Here is a 16,551-nt window from a genome sequence, read left to right as displayed (position 1 = left end):
GCTGAGGAGTCCGCACACTTATGGCAATAACCCGCCGGCAGCGGGCGCGGGCGATACGAGCGGTGCAGTACGCCGTGCTCATCGCCCTGCTGCTCGCCATCGTCCTGGCCGCGGACTGGGGTGAACTGCGGCGCGCGTTCTTCGACGCCGAGGTCGCCCGGTCCCTGTTCCCCGACATCATCACCACCGCCCTGGTCAACACCGTCGTCTACACCCTGCTCGGCTTCGGCTTCGGCCTTGTCCTGGGGGTGGTGCTGGCGCTGATGCGGCTCTCGCAGGTGCCGCCGTACCGCTGGCTGGCGGTCGCCTACATCGAGTTCTTCCGCGGGGTGCCCGCGCTGCTGGTGTTCATCGCGCTGGGCTTCGGGGTGCCGCTCGCCTTCCAGGTGGCGCTGGACCGGCATGTCACGGTGATGCTGGCGCTGGGGCTGGTCGGGGCCGCCTACATCGCGGAGACGATGCGGGCGGGCATCCAGGCGGTGCCCAAGGGGCAGATGGAGGCGGCGCGTTCGCTGGGCATGTCCCACAGCCGGGCGATGGCCTCGATCATCATCCCGCAGGCGTTCCGCATCGTCCTGCCGCCGCTCACCAATGAACTGGTGCTGCTGACCAAGGACTCGTCCCTGGTCTATCTGCTGGGGCTGTCCCTGGACCAGTACGAGCTGTCCAAGTTCGGCCGGGACGCGCTGAATCAGCACCGCAGCCTCACCCCGATCCTGGTCGCCGGGGTGTGCTACCTGATCATCACCGTTCCGCTCGGCCAGTTGGTGCGCCGGCTCGAGGCCCGTTCGGCGAAGGCGAGGTGACCGGTGTGAAGGAGACGACGGTGGCGAAGGAGACCGGCGAGGCGGACGGCATCGCCATCCAGGTGGCGGGGCTGCACAAGTCCTTCGGCACGCTGGAGGTGCTCAAGGGCATCGACCTCACCGTCCGGCGGGGCGAGGTGGTCTGTGTCATCGGCCCGTCGGGATCCGGCAAGTCGACGCTGCTGCGCTGTGTGAACCTCCTGGAGGAGCCGACCTCGGGCTCGGTCACCGTGGCGGGCACCGAGGTCACCGACCCGGACGTGGACATCGACCGGGTGCGGCGGCGGATCGGCATGGTGTTCCAGGCGTTCAACCTCTTTCCGCATCTCACCGCCCTGGAGAACCTCACCATCGCCCAGCGGCGGGTGCTGCGCCGCGACAAGGCGGAGGCGGTACGGATCGGGCGGGACACGCTGCGCCGGGTCGGGCTGAGCGACAAGGAGTCGGCCTATCCGGCGCAGCTCTCGGGTGGCCAGCAGCAGCGGGTGGCCATCGCCCGGGCGCTGTCGATGGATCCGGAGTTGATGCTCTTCGACGAGCCGACCTCGGCGCTCGATCCGGAGCTGGTCGGCGATGTGCTCGCCGTGATGCGCGCCCTGGCGGACGAGGGGATGACGATGCTGGTCGTCACCCATGAGATGAGCTTCGCGCGGGAGGTCGCCGACCGGGTCGTGTTCATGGACGACGGGGCGATCGTGGAGGAGGGCGGACCGGAGCAGGTGGTGTCCGATCCGGTCCACCCGCGCACCCGGGCCTTTCTCACCAGGGTGCTCAACCCGGCCGCGGCGCGGGTCGGGGAGGTGCCGGACACGGGCCCGCACGGAGCGCGGATCGACCGCTGAGCTCCGTGCGGGCGGCTGAGCTTCTCTACTGGCGCAGGTCGCGCGGGTCGACCGCCTCGCACCCGGACGCGGACGGCGTGGCCGCCGACGCTGGTGTGCACCACATCGCGGATCGACTGACCGGGCAGGGCGGGGACCGTCCCGGAGGCGGCGGCCTCCCAGGTGCCCGTCCGGCCATGGCCGGGGGCGGAGCGCGGGCAACGTTTCTGCGGGCGGCGGCGACAAGCAGGCGTGGGGCGTCCCACCTCGACTCCCGGGTCTTCCCGGCGACTTGGGGCGGCCTTAGGGTAGAAACCGATTGCTGCCCGGTCAGGGTTCCACGTGGGCGGTTAGGGAAGGGAGTCTCGATGGCTCGTTCCTCGGGATCGACGGGGCCCACGCTGGCGGTCGTCGCCCGTGAGGCGGGTGTGTCGGTGCCGACCGCTTCGAAGGTGGTCAACGGCCGGGAGGACGTGGCCCCCGAGACCCGTCGCCGGGTCACCGAGGTCCTGGACCGCCTGGGGTACATCCGCAGGCCGCGCTGTGAGACGCCCAGACCGGCCGCGATCGTCGACCTGGTGGTGCACTCACTCGACAGCCCCTGGCCGGGGGCGGTGCTGCACGGTGCGGCGGAGGCCGCGCACGAGGCGGGCCTCGAGGTGGTGGTCTCGGCCGCGGCCACTCGCGGCCCAGGCGGCCCGAGCGAGCACGGCTGGCCGGACAAGCTGTACGCCCGGGGCAGCTCGGGTGTGCTGTTCCATCTCAGGGAGCTCGCGCCCGCCCAGTACTCCTGGCTCGATGAGCACCGGATCCCGTTTGTGATGATCGACCCCGCGCATGACCCGCCGCCCGGGGTGCCGTCCGTGGCGGCCGCCAACTGGCAGGGCGGGATGGCCGCGACGGAGCACCTCATCGAGCTGGGGCACCGCCGGATCGCGGTGCTCGGCGGCCTGGGGCGGGCGGTGCGCGACGGTGGCCGGGTCGCCGGGTACCGGTCGGCGATGGCGGCGGCCGGGTTGCCGGTGCCGTCCGCGTATGTGCGCTACGGCGACGTCGGCGAGGCCGGGGCGGGCCACCGGATGGCCGAGCTGCTGGATCTGCCCGAGCCGCCCACGGCCGTCTTCGTCTGCTCCGATCAGATGGTGCCGGGGGTGTACCAGGCGGCCGGGGAACGGGGCCTGGAGGTGCCGCGGGACATCAGCGTCGTGGGCTTCGACGATCTGCCGCAGGCCCGCTGGATCACGCCCGCGCTGACCACGGTCCGTCAGCCGCTGTCGGAGATGGCGGCGGCGGCGCTGCGCAAGCTGCTGCGGCTGATGACCGGCGAGATACCGGAGGCGATCCGGACCGAGCTGTCCACCCGGCTCATGGTCCGGTCCAGTACCGCTCCCCCACTTCGCGCTCTCTTATGACCGAGGGCTCGAACACTGCACGGCTGTCCGGACGGGCCCGTATCACCAATCCCATCCCTCACATCTGATAGGTCATCCCGCACCGCACCGATCGCTACGGAGGTCCGCCCACCGTGTTCATCGACCTGCCCCTGGAGCAGTTGCGCAGCTATCAGCCCCCGCTGCCCGAGCCGGACGGCTTCGACGACTTCTGGACGCGAACCCTCGCCGAGGCCCGCGCCTGCGCGCTGAACGCGGTGTTCACCGAGGAAGACACCGGAATGGCCCGAGTGCAGAGCTACGACGTGGAGTTCTCCGGCTTCGGCGGGCACCGGATACGTGGCTGGCTGCTGGCCCCGCGGGAGGTGGCGGGCCCGCTGCCGTGCGTGGTGCAGTACCTCGGCTACAGCGGCGGCCGGGGACTGCCGCACAACTGGCTGCTGTGGCCGTCGGTGGGCTATGCGGTCTTCGTGATGGACAGCCGGGGCCAGGGGTGGGTCCAGCACTCCCCCGGCGTGACCCCCGATCCGGTCGGCGGCACCGGGCCCGAGACCCCGGGCAAGATGACCCAGGGCGTTCTCTCCCCGGACGACTACTACTACCGCCGGCTGTACACGGACGCGGTACGGGCGGTGGAGGCCGCCCGTGAGCATCCGCTGGTGGATTCCGGGCGGATCGTGGTCAGCGGCGGCAGTCAGGGCGGTGCGCTCGCGCTGGCGGCGGCCGGTCTGGTGCCGGATCTGACTGCGGCCCTGGTGGATGTGCCGTTCATGACCCACATCCGGCGCGCGGTCGAGATCACCGATGCGGAACCCTACGGTGAACTGGCCCGGTTCTGCGCCGGACAGCGCCACCTGACCGAGCGGGTGTTCGCCACGCTCGACCACTTCGACGGACTCAACTTCGCGGCCCGCGCCAGCGCGCCGGCGCTGTTCTCGACCGCCCTTCGCGATGAGATCACCCCGACCTCCTGCGGCTTCGCCGCCCATCACCACTACGCCGGTGAGAAGGACCTCAAGGTGTGGTCCTTCAACGGCCACGAGGGCGGGGGCACGCATCAGCAGGCCGAGCAGATCCGCTTTCTGCGCGGGCTGCTGGGCTGAACCCGGCGTGTCGGGCGGCGTTCGACCGCCGCCCGGATCGGGTTCGACCGCCGCCCGGCACGGGGTAGACAGGGGCTACCCGCACCGAAGGAGCCGCCCGTGCCCGCGCAACCGCTGGAAGGCATCACCGTCGTCGCCCTGGAGCAGGCCGTCGCCGCCCCGTTCGCCACCCGTCAGCTCGCCGATCTGGGCGCCAGGGTCATCAAGGTGGAGCGGCCTGGGCGCGGGGACTTCGCCCGCGACTACGACCGCGAGGTCAAGGGCGCGTCGGCCTACTTCGTCTGGATCAACCGCGGTAAGGAGAGTGTCGTCCTCGACGTCAAGGACGACACCGACCGGGCACTCCTCGATGCGATGCTCGCCCGCGCCGATGTCTTCGTGCACAATCTGGCGCCCGGCGCCGTGGACCGGCTGGGCCTGGGAGCGCGGACGCTGCGGCCCGCCCATCCCCGCCTGATCACCTGCGCGATCTCCGGCTACGGGGACAGCGGCCCGTACCGCGAGAAGAAGGCGTACGACCTGCTCATCCAGTGCGAGGCGGGGCTGCTGTCGATCACCGGCAGCCCACAGGCCCCGGCCCGCCCCGGGATCTCGATCGCCGATATCGCGGGCGGGATGTACGCCTATACGGGCATTCTCACCGCGCTGTACGAGCGGGAGCGCACCGGTGCGGGGACGGACCTGAGCGTGAGCCTGCTCGACGCGCTGGGCGAGTGGATGGGCCACCCCTATTTCGCCCAGGCGTACGGCGGTGCCGGGGTCGTGCGCAGTGGCGCGCGCCATCCGTCGATCTCGCCGTACGGCGCCTACCGCTGCGGGGACGGCGGTCAGGTGTTCCTGAGTGTGCAGAGCGACCGTGAATGGGCCGCGCTGTGCGAGCGGGTGCTCCGCCGCCCGGAGCTGATCGGGGATCCGCGCTTCGCGGACAATCCCCTGCGCCGTACCCATGACGAGGAGCTGACGGCCGAGTTGGAGTCGTGCTTCGCGGAGCACACCGCCGAGGGGCTGATCGCGCTGCTGGACGGGGCCGGTATCGCCAATGCCCGGCTGCGCGACATCGCGGAGTTCGGCGCCCACCCCCAGTTCGACGCCCGCGACCGCTGGGGCGAGTTCGGCTCCCCGGTCGGGCCGCTGCGCGGTCTGCTGCCGCCGGTGGAGGTGGCGGGCCGCAGGGCGCCGATGCGGCCGGTGCCGGGGCTCGGCGAGCACACGGAGGCATTGCGCGCCGAGTTCTCCTGAGCGCGTCGCGCGCCCCGGGAATCCGGGACCCGGCTGACGGGTGGCTCTGGCTCCTGTGCTAGGACGCTGGCCATGGAGATCGAGCCGATCACGCTGTCCACGCCACGGCCCGTGCGGCGGCCGACACTGGTCCAGCGCTGGGATGAACTCACCTTCCTGCACTGGCCGGTGGAGCCGGAGCGCGTCGCCCCGCTGCTGCCCGCCGGTACCCGCCCCGACACCCTCGACGGTGTCACCTATGTCGGGCTGGTCCCGTTCCTGATGCGCGGCGTGGGCTTCGGGCCGGGGCCCGGCCTGCCGTATCTGGGCACGTTCTGCGAGACGAACGTGCGGCTGTACTCGGTGGACGGGCAGGGCCGGCGCGGTGTGGTGTTCCGATCCCTCGACGCGGCCCGGCTGCTCCCCGTGCTGGTGGGCCGGCTCACCATCCGGCTGCCCTATCGGTGGTCCACGATGCGCCTGCGCCGCGAGAACGACGTGATCGCCTATAGCTGCGGCCCGCGACGGCGCCCGGCGGCCGGGGGCCGCACGAGCCGGGCCGTGGTGAGGATAGGCGGGTCCATCGCCGAGCCGACACCGCTGGAGCGCTTCCTGACCGCCCGGTGGGGTCTGCACGTCTCCTGGCACGGCCGTACGGTGCACCTGCCGAACGACCACGCACCGTGGCCGCTGCACCGGGCCGAGCTGCTCGATCTCGACGACGGCCTGATCACCACCGCGGGCCTGCCGCCCATGACGGTCCCGCCGGTGAGCCTGTTGTACTCCCCCGGGGTCGCCGTTCGCTTCGGGACCCCGCAACGCGCCTGAGCCCGGGAAATGGGCTCAGGCTGGAAGGTCAACGCGCGGACGTCCGCCATAGGCCGCCTCGGTGGGTTCCTCGGCCGCCCGTCCCGAGGCCGTGCGTCGCGTGCTCGGCCATCGGGCTGCGGCCGTCACGACCCGGCGCGTCCCGCACCGCCTCGGTCTACCGCCCGCACCGCGGCGCGCCTCCCAGCAGACCTGGCTGAAGGGTCCCGGACGAAGCCCCGCCCCGGCGGCGGTCTTCGACTGGATCGACCGGCGCACCGAATTGCGCCGCGCGCCGGGCTGACCCGTCACCTGCGCCCACGACCGGCCGACGAGCCCGTACCGGATCTGGCGGGCAACGACTACCTGGGCCCGGTCCGCCACCCGCGAGTGGTGCGGGCGGCCACGGAAGCGGTGGCGCGCCGGGGCGGCGGCGCCACCGGTTCACGCCTGGTGACGGGCACCACGCTGCCGCACCAGGAACTCGAGGAGGAACTCGCGGCCTTCTGCGGCTTCGCGGCCGCGTTGGTCTTCTCCTGCGGATATACGGCCAACCTGGCCGCCCTCACGGCTCTGACGGGACCGGGCACGCTCATCGTCTTCGATGCCTACGCGCACGGCCTCGGAGTTGTCGGCGACGGAGGCAGCGGCGCGCTGTCGGCCGCCGATCTGGCGGTTTCCCGGACGTAGTGGCCACCGTGACGCTGTCGAAGGCGCTGCCACCAGTCCCGGAGACCCGGTCGCGCATCACTCCGGATGGGCCACCGCATCATCCCGTAGTCGCACCGCTGCCAGCAGACTCAGCCCCGGCTCTGCCCCGCGCAGCGCCTTTACCGCCGCGACCGACGTGAGATCCCCGGCGAAGCCGACGTCGGCCAACCGGGAGCGGACCCAATGACCACGCACCTGGGTTTCGGTGGCGGCAGCGGTGGATTCGACGATCGTGACCGCGCGTTCCAGGCCCGGGCGCGTCTCGGCCGAGGCCCCGTCCAGTGCCTGGCGGAGAGCCGCCGCGACCACATGCGCGTCCCGGATCAGCACGACGTTGTGACTCTTACCCATTGTTACGTTGCTCCTCTTCAGATCACTGCTCTTGTGATGTCCGAGGTCCAGGCATACGCGAGCGCCGGAACCGCGACACGAACATTCCGGCGCTGACCAGCGACAAGGCTCCCCATCCGAAGGTCAACCCGGGCGGTTCGCCATTGACCAGGCTGAGCGTGAGCCCCATGGCCGAGCACACGGTGAGAATGGCCGACCGTGCATCGCCCCCTGCCGGCCGGCGCACCCGGCTGGGCTCCTGCTCCGCCAACCGGAGTGCGTACAGCCCCACCGGGCCGAATTCGTCCCAGGGCGCCCGGTCAGCATCGATGAGATGACGGGCCGCTTCTTCAGTGAGCTCGGCCGCGCGGGCACGAGGCAGGCCGTGTTGTTCTTCCAGCAGCCGCGGCAGGTTCCTCAGCCAGTCCTCGCAGGAGTGAACACTCTCCGGCATCCCGTCGAGTCCACCCTTGCTGGTCGGCTTACCGGGTACGGCAAACCAGATCGCCATCAGGACGACCCCCGCCAGACAGACGATTGGCGTTGGAAGCGTGCCAAGTCCGGTCCTGGGCAGCGTGGTGAAGGCGATGGCCGCCAGGATCGTCGTGGCGGCCGAGACGCACCACCACCCGACAGCCCGGCGCCGGGCGCCTGACCGCGGCCCGTGCGCCGCGACGAGCGCGGTCGCCAGAGCGAGCGTGGTGAGGACTGTGCCCGCCAGGCCGGCCTTGGTCAGCGTGAGAGTGCCACCGGCTGAGATCCACAGCCAGACGCCGGCCACCACCGTACTCATTCCCAGCAGACCGAACACGGCGGAAATGCGGTCGGCCGGGGTCAGGCCGTCCCGGTCGTAGGCCGCACGGATCTGATCCGGGACCCGTTCGGCGGCGACCATCGACGCGAACTCCGCCGGTGAGCCGAAAGCCTCCCGCGGATGCTCACCGCTCTCCGCGCAGTGCTGCCCCACTTCGTTCAGCACCGTGTCGGCGGTTTCCCGCGGCACCGGCCACGCGGCAAGCGTCAGCCGAGCCCTGGCGTACCAGACTTCGACGGTCTCGTTACTCACGTCCGCTCCCTGTCGACGTCATCCACCCGGGCCAGCAGACGATCCACGGAGCCGGAGAAGTGCTCCCAGCCCACCCGCTCCTCGCGCAGCCGCGCCCACCCGGCGTCGGTCAGCCGGTAGACCTTGCGCCCCGGGCCGCCCTCCCCCGCCTGCCAGCGAGCCTCGACCAGTCCGTCGTTCTCCAGACGGCCCAACACCGGGTAGAGCGCACCGCCACGGACCGTGCCGAATCCCTGCGCGGCCAACTGCTGGACCAGTGCGTACCCGTGCTGGTCGCCCTGCGCGAGCAGAGCAACCAGCAGCAGAGGCAGCATTCCTCGCAGCCAGCCGGACGAGGGCTCCCCTGTCGGCATGACCTACTCCCCCTTCCAACTAGTCGCGGTTCGCATCTAGTTTGATTTCAGAGTAGTTAAGCACGCTCCAAGATCTCACACCACCCCGGCTCGGTTCAGGGCGCGGCAGGCAGTTGGCCGTGTTCTCCCGAGCCGGTCCCCCGGTACCGCGCGCATGGTGCGCCTGGGCGGACCGGCACCCGGCTGATCTGCGGTTTCCCGCAGGGCGAGCGCTGCGGAGAACACCACCGGGTTGGGCGGCAATCCTCATGTCCTCGCTGGTCGGCGGTTTCTAGATTGACAGGCGTCGGGGCCGCACAGCGCTCCGGCGCCTGACCGCCATGTTGGAGACCACGCATGCACTTGATGACCCTGGCTCTGCCCCAGGAACCCTCCGACGGCTTCGCCGGCTGGGCCGCGGACCTCGTGGACGCGATGGGTGGGCCGGGAGCCGGTCTGGCCATCGCGCTGGAGAACCTCTTCCCGCCGCTGCCCAGCGAGGTGATCCTGCCGCTGACCGGGTTCGCGGCCGGGCAGGGTGTGCTCAGCCTGGCCTCGGCGCTGTTCTGGACCACGCTCGGTTCGGTGGTGGGCGCGCTGGTGCTGTACTGGATCGGCATGCTCGTCGGCCGCAAGCGCATGCACGCGATCTGGGCGAAGCTGCCGCTGGTGAAGGCGTCCGACCTGGACCGTACGGAGCAATGGTTCGAGCGGCACGGCACCAAGGCGGTCTTCATCGGCCGCATGGTGCCGATCTTCCGTAGCCTCATCTCCATTCCGGCCGGGGTCGAGCGGATGCCACTGCCGGTCTTCGCCCTGCTGACCACGCTGGGCAGCCTGGTCTGGAACACGGTGCTGGTGATGGCCGGCTACTGGCTGGGCGATCAGTGGGACGAGGTGGAGACCTACGTCGGTGTGCTCTCCAAGGTGGTCCTGGTCGCGGTGGTGGTGGCCATCGTGGTCTACGTGGTCGTGCGCTTCCGCGGTCGCGGCAGGCAGCGCCCCGCTTCATGAGCCATGACGGGCGCCCCGGCCCCTCCGCGCTGCTCGCGCCACAGCCCGGACGATCTTGCCCGGGCTGTGCGGCCGGGCTAGGCTTGGCCTCCGTGCAGGGGGATTTGACGAAATTCGCCACCCATCACCTGTTTCTCGGCTCGCCCGGTCAGGACGACGGCGGGAGGGGGGCGGCGGAACCCTCGTGGCCGCGCAAGATTCCGGGAGCGCTCCTCGGCTGTTGCACGGCCATGCTCGGATTTCTCTACTTGCTGATCGTCGGCACGGTTCTGGCGCCCTTTCTGTTGGGGCCGCGCACCCGGCATGGGGCCCTGGCCGCGCTCGCCTCCGGGGCCCGTCGGCTCGCGGGGCTGGACCGGGCGCGCCGCTTCGTCTTCTTCGGCGACCGTTTCCCCGAGCACTACAAGTCGTCCGACCAGAAGGTCCTGCGCTATCTGGCGATCCGCAGCTATACGGGGCTGCTGTGCACCATCGTCATCGGTCTGCTGGGGTTCGGTGTCATCCTCGCCGCGGTGCTGGCCATGCGACTGGTCCAAGGCCGCCTGGACCTCCAGGAACTCCTCACCCAGGCGCTGCTCGGCGGGGTGCTGCTCTTCCTCGACGTGCAGGGCATCTACTCTCTCGCGGTCCTGGACGCCCGGCTGGCCCGTGAGTGCTTCGGGCCGTCCGAGCGGGAGTTGCTGCGGCAGCGCATCGACGAGCTGGCCACCAGCCGGGCCGCGGTCCTCCAGGCCGTCGACGCCGAGCGCCGCCGCATCGAGCGCGATCTCCACGACGGCATCCAGCAGCGCCTGGTGGCGCTCGCCATGCTGCTCGGCCGGGCGCGCCGCAGCCGCGGCCGCAACCCCGAGCAGGTGGATGCCTTGCTGCACCAGGCCCACCAGGAGTCCCAGGAGGTCATCACCGAACTCCGGGAGGCCACCTGGCGGATCTATCCCTCCGCCCTGGACAGCCTGGGGCTGAAGGAAGCACTCAGCGGGGTCTCCGAGCGGTGCTCCATCCCCATCCGCATGGACTTCGAGGTCGACGGCGCACTGCCGCAGACGGTGGAGACCGCCGCGTACTTCGTGGTCTCGGAGTGCGTGACCAACGCCGCCAAGCACTCCGGCGCCACGGCCATCGACATCCGACTCGCGCTGCACGGAGCGGTGCTGGTGGTCCGGGTGGAGGACAATGGCACCGGCGGAGCGGATCCATCGGGCAGCGGCCTCACCGGGCTGCGCAGCCGGGTGAGCGCGCTCGACGGTCTGCTGCACATCGACAGCCCCCTCGGGGGACCCACGACCATTACCGCGGAGCTTCCATGCGCGTGATCCTCGCCGAGGACTCGACCTTGCTACGGGAAGGACTGGTACGTCTGCTGGTCGAGGAGGGCCATGAGGTCGTCGCGGCGGTGGGTGACGCGGTGTCCCTCATGAAGGAGGTCGAGGAGCGGATGCCCGACATGGTCGTCGTCGACATCCGGATGCCTCCGACGCACACCGACGACGGGCTGCGGGCCGCGCTGGACATCCGTAAGCGCTGGCCCCAGATAAGCCTGCTCGTGCTGTCGCAGCACGTGGAGCGCAACTACGCGGCCCAGCTTCTGGCGTCCAACGCGGAGCGGGTCGGGTATCTCCTGAAGGACCGGGTCGCCCAGGTCGAGGAGTTCCTGGACGCGCTGGAGCGGATCCATGCCGGTGGCGCGGCCATCGACCCGGAGGTCGTACGCCAGTTGGTCATCCGCACCACACACGGCGACCCGCTCGCCCGGCTCACCCCGCGCGAGCGCAGTGTGCTGGAGACGCTGGCGCAGGGCCACACCAACACGGCCATCGCACAGAAGCTGCATATCTCGCTGAGCTCGGTGGAGAAGAACCTCAACACCATTTTCGACAAGCTCGACCTGTCGCACACCGCCGGCTACAGCCGGCGGATCCTGGCGGTCCTGCGGTATCTGGAGTCCTGAGGCCCGCGCCGGGCGAGGCCATGGGTGGCGAGGTGCTCGACGACGTGTTCCCACACGTCGTCGAGATCCGCTCGGCGTCCAAGACGCCACCGGGCTGTCTGCGGCCCCACGTCCGGGCGGGCACAGCCCGGTGCCGTCACTGGAAGGAGTACGGGTTGAGCGCGTCCTCCGGCAGGTGTTCGAGCTGCACCCGGTCGCCGATACCGGCCTCCTCGGCGAGTTCGAGGAGCACATCGAAGGCGACGTGATCCTCCAGGGCGAATCCGGTCGAGTCGAAGACGGTCACCTGCTCCCGCCGTCCCTCGGCGAGCGCCGGGTCGACGCACAGCGCGGGCAGCTCCGGGCCCAGCTCGCTCCGGTCGAGCTGCTGGCACTCACCCTCGCGCAGCGCCTGCCCCTGGTGGTCGGGGGTGACGAAGGCGGACTTGAGCACGGACAGCGGCACCTCGAACTTGCCGATCAGATCGGCGCCTATGGCGTTGATGTGGACGTGCGGGCGCAGCCGCTCGCCGTGGAGGACCGGGCCGTCCCCGACCCCGACCGAGGTGACGGTGCAGATGATGTCCGACGCCGCCTCGATCTCCGCGACGGATGCCACCTCCACGTCGATACCGAGGAATTCCGCGCGCTCGGCGAAGGACTCGGCGTGGGCGGGCTCGATGTCGTGGACGAGGATCCGGTCCAGCCGGAAGACCCGGCTGAGGGCATGGGCCTGGGTCACCGCCTGGGCACCGGCGCCCACCAGGCCGAGGACCCGGCTGTCGGGGCGGGCGAGCAGACGGCTGGCGATGGCGGACGCGGCGCCGGTGCGGACGGCGGTGGGCAGGATGCCGTCACCGACGGCCAGCAGACGGCCGGTCACGTCGTCGTAGCGGGCCATCGTGCCGATGATGGTGGGCAGTTGGTGGGTGGACGGATTCGTGGGGGTGTACGCCACGGTCTTGATGGTGATCGAGTCGCCGGGCTGGTGGTGCGGCATCCATTCGAGGACGGCCGTGTTCTGAGGACCGCGCAGGAATCCGTCCCGCGCCGGGGTGATGCCCCATCTGTTTTCCGCACGGAACGCCTCATCGAGCCGGTCGATCATCCGGTCCATGAAAAGGTCCAATCCCTTTCCCTGGACGATCTTGGCAACATGTTGCCGAGTGAGGACCGTGGTTTCCATTGTTTCCCCTTGATTCGCATCACGGTGCGGCATTTACCTGCCAATGGAATTTTCACTCCACTGGAAAGGACGAACCGGAATATGAAACTAATGGCTGCGGAATCTTCCGGTCAAGCTTTCGCCTGGGCGAGTACGGTTTCCCGCAACTGTCACCCTGCGGAGAACCGCAGGGTGACAGTTGCGGGAAACAATGACTACCGAGGCGGTTTACCCCGTGTCGACGTCCGGGACATGGAACTAGCGTTTTAGCGTCATAAGCCCGGCAGCCGCCACTACGGTTCGGCAACATTGGGAGGACGCTGACAGTGCGAAAGAAACCGGCGACGTTACGGGTTGCCCGATGGAGCGCCACACATCCGTGGTCCGCGATCGGACTGTGGGTCGTGTTCGTCGCCCTGTGCCTCTTCCTCGGCGGCGCCGCCGGTACCAACAAGCTCGACTCCGAGGAGTCCGGGGTCCGGGAGTCGGGCCGGGCGGGCAAGATCGTTTCTTCCGGTGACTTCCCCGAGCGGGCCGAGGAGAACGTGCTCATCACCGCCGAGTCGGGCGGGAAGCTGGACCAGCGGGCGGCGCAGCGGGCGGCCCAGGACATCACCGGCCGGATGAAGGCACTGCCCGAGGTGCGGAGCGTCGGTGAGCCGGTGCCCGCGCCGAACGGCAAGGCCCTGCTCGTACCGGTGACGATGAACGGTGACAAGGACGACGCCATCAACCGGGTCGGCCCGCTGCTCGATGTGAGCGCCGAGGCCGACCGCACCCACGACGGGCTCAACATCGAGCAGGTGGGCACCGGTTCGACGGCGAAGGGCATGTCGGACACCATCGGCGAGGACTTCAAGAGGGCCGAGCTGATCAGCGTTCCGCTGACCCTGCTGATCCTGCTGGTGGTCTTCGGCGCGATCATCGCCGCCGGAGTGCCCGTACTGCTCGCCCTGTCCTGTGTGGTCACCGCGATGGGGCTGTCGACCCTGGCGTCCCATGTGCTCCCGGAGACCAGCGCGGTGAGCAATGTCATCCTGCTCATGGGCATGGCCGTCGGCGTCGACTACTCGCTCTTCTACCTCAAACGGGAGCGGGAGGAGCGCCGTAAGGGCAAGTCCCACCTCGACGCCATCGACATCGCCGCGGAGACATCGGGACATACGGTCGTGGTGTCCGGCACCACCGTGATCGTGGCGATGGCCGGGCTCTATCTGGCCCAGGAGGCCACCTTCGCCTCCCTGGCCACCGGTTCCATCATCGTCGTGGCGGTCGCGGTGCTCGGCTCGGTGACCGTGCTGCCCGCCCTCCTCGCCAAGCTGGGCCGCTGGGTGGACCGCCCCCGGGTGCCGTTCCTGTGGCGGCTGACGATGCGCTCCGGCGAATCGCGGGTGTGGCCGGTGCTGCTGCGCCCGGCGCTGCTCAAGCCGGTTCTCACGCTGGTGGTGTCGATCGGCGCGCTGCTGCTGCTCGCCCTGCCCGCCCTGGACATGAAGCTCAAGCAGCCCGGCCAGGACGACCTGTCGCGGGACATCCCGGTCGTCCGGGCGACCGACCGGCTCACCGACGCCTTCCCGAGCGAGGGCACCGTGCACAAGGTGGCGGTACGGGCCCCGGCCGACGAGGCCGGCCAGGTCAAGGCCGCGCTACGGAGGCTGATCGACCGCACCGAGGGCAACAGCCTCTTCGCCCACGACCAGACGCCGGTGATCCGCGAGTCCGGGGACCACCGGGTGCACACCGTCGAGGTGGGCACGCCGTACCCGCCGAAGAACCCCAAGGCCACCGAGTCGCTGAAGGTGCTGCGCGGGTGGGTGCCCCAGGCGCTGGACGAGGTCCCGGACGCCGAGAGCGGCGTCGGCGGCGCGGTGGCCCAGGGCATCGACTTCACCGACCACTTGGAGGAGCGCATGCCCTGGGTGGTGGGCTTCGTACTGCTGCTGACCTTCGGCACCATGGCGGTGATCTTTCGCTCTCTGGCCGTGGCGCTGTCGGCGGTGCTGCTGAACCTGCTCTCCGCGGCCGCCTCGTTCGGTGTCCTGGTGGCGGTCTTCCAGCACACCTGGGCGGAGGGGCTGCTCGACTTCGACAGCTCGGGCACGGTGGTGTCCTGGCTTCCGCTCTTCCTCTTCGTGGTGCTGTTCGGACTGTCCATGGACTACCACGTGTTCGTGGTCAGCCGGATCCGCGAGATGGCCGAGGACGGCGCGTCCGTGAGGGACTCGGTGCGTGAGGGCATCGTTCGCTCGGCGGGCGTCGTGACGAGTGCCGCGATCGTCATGGTGGCGGTGTTCTCGATCTTCGGCACGCTCAACGCGGTCGAGTTCAAGCAGCTCGGCGTGGGACTCGCGGCGGCGATCATGCTGGACGCCGTGGTCATCCGGATCTTCGTGCTGCCGGCGCTGATGACGGCGCTCGGCCCGTGGAACTGGTGGCCCGGCGGCACCTCCGGGACCGGCAGGGAGCCTTCCGCCGTGTCGGTCCCGGCCGGGACCGGTGAGCCGACGGGCCCGCCAACCCCCTCCGTACAGTCCCTCGTGCCCAGGACGGACCAGGCACCGTCGCCGGGCCGGCCGCGGCCGTAGTGGCCGAGCGGCCCCTTTGACGAGGGGGGAGGGCCGTCCGGTACCCCCGGCCGGGCGCCTCCCCCCTCTTTCTCGTTCCGGTGCCGCTCGCCGTCCCATGGCGGTCAGCGCGCGGCCGCCCCGGTGAGGAACTCCACCATCACCTTGTTCACCGTCGCGGGGTCTTCCAGATAGCCGTAGTGCCCACAGCCCTCGATGAGTTCGTACTCGGCTCCCGGGATGGCGTCGGCGACCTCGCGCGCCAGCTGCGCGGGGGTGATCAGATCGTCCGCGAAGGCGATGACCTGGCAGGGGACGCGGATGCCCCGGTATGCCTCCAGCCGGTGGCCCAGCGTGCTCAGCTCCATCTGCGCTCGCTGTCCGGGACCGGCCGCGGGCGACAGCTCGAACAGATCGAGCCAGTCGGCCATCGCCTCGCCGTCGTCGAGGGTGCGCGGGGACAGCGACTTCAGGGCCCGCACCACGGCGGCGTACCGGACCGGGATTTCCACCCCGGCGTCGTGCAGCTCGATCTCGGCACGGGTGATCGCGGCGCGCAGCGCATCGGTGCGGCCCCGGGTGGCGATGAGGACGGCCTGGCGTACGAGATCGGGCCGGGACAGCGCGAGTTCCTGCGTGATGAAGGCGCCCAGGGAGGTGCCGACGACCCGGCAGGGGCCGACCCCGAGGTGCTCGATGAGCCCGGCCACATCGCCGACCATGTCCTGGAGGGTGAACCCCTCGGGACACTCCGAGGTCGGCGGTATGCCCCGGTTGTCGAGGGTGATCACGCGGAATCCGGCGGCGGTGAGGGCGGGCACCTGGTGCAGTTGCCACACGGTGCCGCCGGCGCCGGTCCCCTGGATCATCACGACCGGCTCGCCCTCGCCGGCTTCCTCGTAGTGGAGCTGTATTCCGTTGACGTGAACGACCGGCATCTCGCTCCATCCTCCTTGGTATGACGGGTGCACGGGCATGGGTGTGGCCCGCCCCTCGGGTACGACGCGTCGGACGCGTCCCGGCGGGGCGGGCCACACGGCGGTCCAGCGGGGGCGGCGCTCAGGCCGCGTCGGCGCCTTCCATGGCCTTGATCAGGCTCTTGGGGCGCATATCGGTCCAGTGGGCGTTCACGTATTCGAGCGCCGCGTCCCGTGTGGCGTCGGCGAGGGCCGTGCGCCAGCCCTGAGGAACCTCGACGAACGCCGGCCACAAGGAGTGCTGCCCCTCATCGTTGACGAGCACGAGATACGTGCCCTCGGGGTCCTCGAAGGGGTTGGTGCTCATGAGATCGCTCCT

16 protein-coding genes and 1 pseudogene are annotated in these 16,551 nt (G+C 70.3%); 11 read left to right on the top strand and 6 right to left on the bottom strand.

All coding sequences use genetic code 11. The features are described from left to right. Positions 1 to 20: 20 nt before the first annotated feature. The 7 genes and pseudogenes from ACK1X7_RS45230 to ACK1X7_RS45200 all read left to right on the top strand — a co-directional run. Positions 21 to 806, top strand: a complete 786-nt coding sequence (locus ACK1X7_RS45230) for an amino acid ABC transporter permease (protein ID WP_413116671.1) — start codon at positions 21 to 23, stop codon at positions 804 to 806. Between the two features lie 5 nt (positions 807 to 811). Further along, positions 812 to 1,648 carry an amino acid ABC transporter ATP-binding protein gene (locus ACK1X7_RS45225; RefSeq protein ID WP_385149397.1) on the top strand — a complete coding sequence of 279 codons (837 nt, stop codon included), beginning with the start codon at positions 812 to 814 and terminating at the stop codon, positions 1,646 to 1,648. 347 nt (positions 1,649 to 1,995) lie between these two features. Beyond that, positions 1,996 to 3,039, top strand: coding sequence for a LacI family DNA-binding transcriptional regulator (locus tag ACK1X7_RS45220; RefSeq protein WP_390795617.1), 1,044 nt, complete (start codon positions 1,996 to 1,998; stop codon positions 3,037 to 3,039). A 113-nt stretch (positions 3,040 to 3,152) separates the two neighbouring features. Then, positions 3,153 to 4,121, top strand: a complete 969-nt coding sequence (locus ACK1X7_RS45215) for an acetylxylan esterase (RefSeq protein ID WP_385149404.1) — start codon at positions 3,153 to 3,155, stop codon at positions 4,119 to 4,121. A gap of 99 nt (positions 4,122 to 4,220) precedes the next feature. Next, entirely contained in the window at positions 4,221 to 5,360 is a 1,140-nt protein-coding gene (locus ACK1X7_RS45210; protein ID WP_385111249.1) for a CaiB/BaiF CoA transferase family protein, read from the top strand. 72 nt (positions 5,361 to 5,432) lie between these two features. Continuing rightward, on the top strand, positions 5,433 to 6,167 hold the full coding sequence (locus ACK1X7_RS45205) for a YqjF family protein (RefSeq protein WP_413116670.1): 735 nt from the start codon (positions 5,433 to 5,435) through the stop codon (positions 6,165 to 6,167). A 196-nt stretch (positions 6,168 to 6,363) separates the two neighbouring features. Beyond that, positions 6,364 to 6,865, top strand: a pseudogene (locus ACK1X7_RS45200) (aminotransferase class I/II-fold pyridoxal phosphate-dependent enzyme); the annotation flags it as partial. Between the two features lie 28 nt (positions 6,866 to 6,893). On the opposite strand, the gene ACK1X7_RS45195 reads toward ACK1X7_RS45200, so the two are convergent. From ACK1X7_RS45195 to ACK1X7_RS45185, 3 genes are read right to left on the bottom strand one after another with little or no spacing between them, the layout of a single operon-like run. Next, on the bottom strand, positions 6,894 to 7,208 hold the full coding sequence (locus tag ACK1X7_RS45195; protein WP_385149413.1) for a hypothetical protein: 315 nt from the start codon (positions 7,206 to 7,208) through the stop codon (positions 6,894 to 6,896). A gap of 22 nt (positions 7,209 to 7,230) precedes the next feature. Then, a complete protein-coding gene (locus tag ACK1X7_RS45190; RefSeq protein ID WP_385149416.1) occupies positions 7,231 to 8,253 on the bottom strand; it encodes a hypothetical protein in 1,023 nt (340 codons plus the stop codon). Continuing rightward, positions 8,250 to 8,606 carry a PadR family transcriptional regulator gene (locus tag ACK1X7_RS45185; protein WP_385149418.1) on the bottom strand — a complete coding sequence of 119 codons (357 nt, stop codon included), beginning with the start codon at positions 8,604 to 8,606 and terminating at the stop codon, positions 8,250 to 8,252. The genes ACK1X7_RS45190 and ACK1X7_RS45185 overlap by 4 nt, the downstream gene beginning before the upstream one ends. 336 nt (positions 8,607 to 8,942) lie before the next feature. On the opposite strand from ACK1X7_RS45185, the gene ACK1X7_RS45180 reads away from it, so the two are divergent. From ACK1X7_RS45180 to ACK1X7_RS45170, 3 genes are all read left to right on the top strand, one after another. Beyond that, positions 8,943 to 9,599, top strand: a complete 657-nt coding sequence (locus ACK1X7_RS45180; RefSeq protein WP_361510380.1) for a DedA family protein — start codon at positions 8,943 to 8,945, stop codon at positions 9,597 to 9,599. Positions 9,600 to 9,829: 230 nt separating this feature from the next. Continuing rightward, positions 9,830 to 10,912: a sensor histidine kinase gene (locus ACK1X7_RS45175; protein WP_385149421.1), complete on the top strand. Its 1,083-nt coding sequence runs from the start codon at positions 9,830 to 9,832 to the stop codon at positions 10,910 to 10,912. Continuing rightward, a complete protein-coding gene (locus ACK1X7_RS45170; RefSeq protein ID WP_208519502.1) occupies positions 10,903 to 11,547 on the top strand; it encodes a response regulator in 645 nt (214 codons plus the stop codon). The genes ACK1X7_RS45175 and ACK1X7_RS45170 overlap by 10 nt, the downstream gene beginning before the upstream one ends. A 136-nt stretch (positions 11,548 to 11,683) precedes the next feature. Here ACK1X7_RS45170 and ACK1X7_RS45165 read toward each other — a convergent pair whose 3' ends face one another. Next, a complete protein-coding gene (locus ACK1X7_RS45165; RefSeq protein ID WP_390795621.1) occupies positions 11,684 to 12,643 on the bottom strand; it encodes an ornithine cyclodeaminase family protein in 960 nt (319 codons plus the stop codon). A 452-nt stretch (positions 12,644 to 13,095) separates the two neighbouring features. Between ACK1X7_RS45165 and ACK1X7_RS45160 the strand changes: the two genes are divergently transcribed. Continuing rightward, positions 13,096 to 15,276: an MMPL family transporter gene (locus tag ACK1X7_RS45160; RefSeq protein WP_385158416.1), complete on the top strand. Its 2,181-nt coding sequence runs from the start codon at positions 13,096 to 13,098 to the stop codon at positions 15,274 to 15,276. Positions 15,277 to 15,380: 104 nt separating this feature from the next. Here the strand turns inward: ACK1X7_RS45160 and ACK1X7_RS45155 are convergent, their stop codons facing one another. Continuing rightward, positions 15,381 to 16,193 carry an alpha/beta fold hydrolase gene (locus tag ACK1X7_RS45155; RefSeq protein WP_390795622.1) on the bottom strand — a complete coding sequence of 271 codons (813 nt, stop codon included), beginning with the start codon at positions 16,191 to 16,193 and terminating at the stop codon, positions 15,381 to 15,383. 121 nt (positions 16,194 to 16,314) lie between these two features. After that, positions 16,315 to 16,539 (bottom strand): MbtH family protein, encoded by a 225-nt coding sequence (locus ACK1X7_RS45150; RefSeq protein ID WP_385158609.1) that lies wholly within the window; start codon positions 16,537 to 16,539, stop codon positions 16,315 to 16,317. Positions 16,540 to 16,551: the final 12 nt, after the last annotated feature.

The sequence above is a fragment of the Streptomyces sp. CY-1 genome (assembly GCF_047218265.1).
Lineage (GTDB): Bacteria > Actinomycetota > Actinomycetes > Streptomycetales > Streptomycetaceae > Streptomyces > Streptomyces niphimycinicus.
Note: the sequence above shows the minus strand (reverse complement) of the source record. Positions and strands in the feature narration are given on the sequence as shown.

Bases quoted from the DNA above. Each gene is read 5' to 3' on its own strand.
- ACK1X7_RS45220 (WP_390795617.1), top strand. From the start codon at position 1,996: ATGGCTCGTTCCTCGGGATCGACGGGGCCCACGCTGGCGGTCGTCGCC.
- ACK1X7_RS45175 (WP_385149421.1), top strand. From the start codon at position 9,830: ATGCTCGGATTTCTCTACTTGCTGATCGTCGGCACGGTTCTGGCGCCC.
- ACK1X7_RS45180 (WP_361510380.1), top strand. From the start codon at position 8,943: ATGCACTTGATGACCCTGGCTCTGCCCCAGGAACCCTCCGACGGCTTC.
- ACK1X7_RS45185 (WP_385149418.1), bottom strand. From the start codon at position 8,606: ATGCCGACAGGGGAGCCCTCGTCCGGCTGGCTGCGAGGAATGCTGCCT.
- ACK1X7_RS45170 (WP_208519502.1), top strand. From the start codon at position 10,903: ATGCGCGTGATCCTCGCCGAGGACTCGACCTTGCTACGGGAAGGACTG.
- ACK1X7_RS45155 (WP_390795622.1), bottom strand. From the start codon at position 16,193: ATGCCGGTCGTTCACGTCAACGGAATACAGCTCCACTACGAGGAAGCC.
- ACK1X7_RS45165 (WP_390795621.1), bottom strand. From the start codon at position 12,643: ATGGACCGGATGATCGACCGGCTCGATGAGGCGTTCCGTGCGGAAAAC.
- ACK1X7_RS45150 (WP_385158609.1), bottom strand. From the start codon at position 16,539: ATGAGCACCAACCCCTTCGAGGACCCCGAGGGCACGTATCTCGTGCTC.
- ACK1X7_RS45205 (WP_413116670.1), top strand. From the start codon at position 5,433: ATGGAGATCGAGCCGATCACGCTGTCCACGCCACGGCCCGTGCGGCGG.
- ACK1X7_RS45195 (WP_385149413.1), bottom strand. From the start codon at position 7,208: ATGGGTAAGAGTCACAACGTCGTGCTGATCCGGGACGCGCATGTGGTC.
- ACK1X7_RS45230 (WP_413116671.1), top strand. From the start codon at position 21: ATGGCAATAACCCGCCGGCAGCGGGCGCGGGCGATACGAGCGGTGCAG.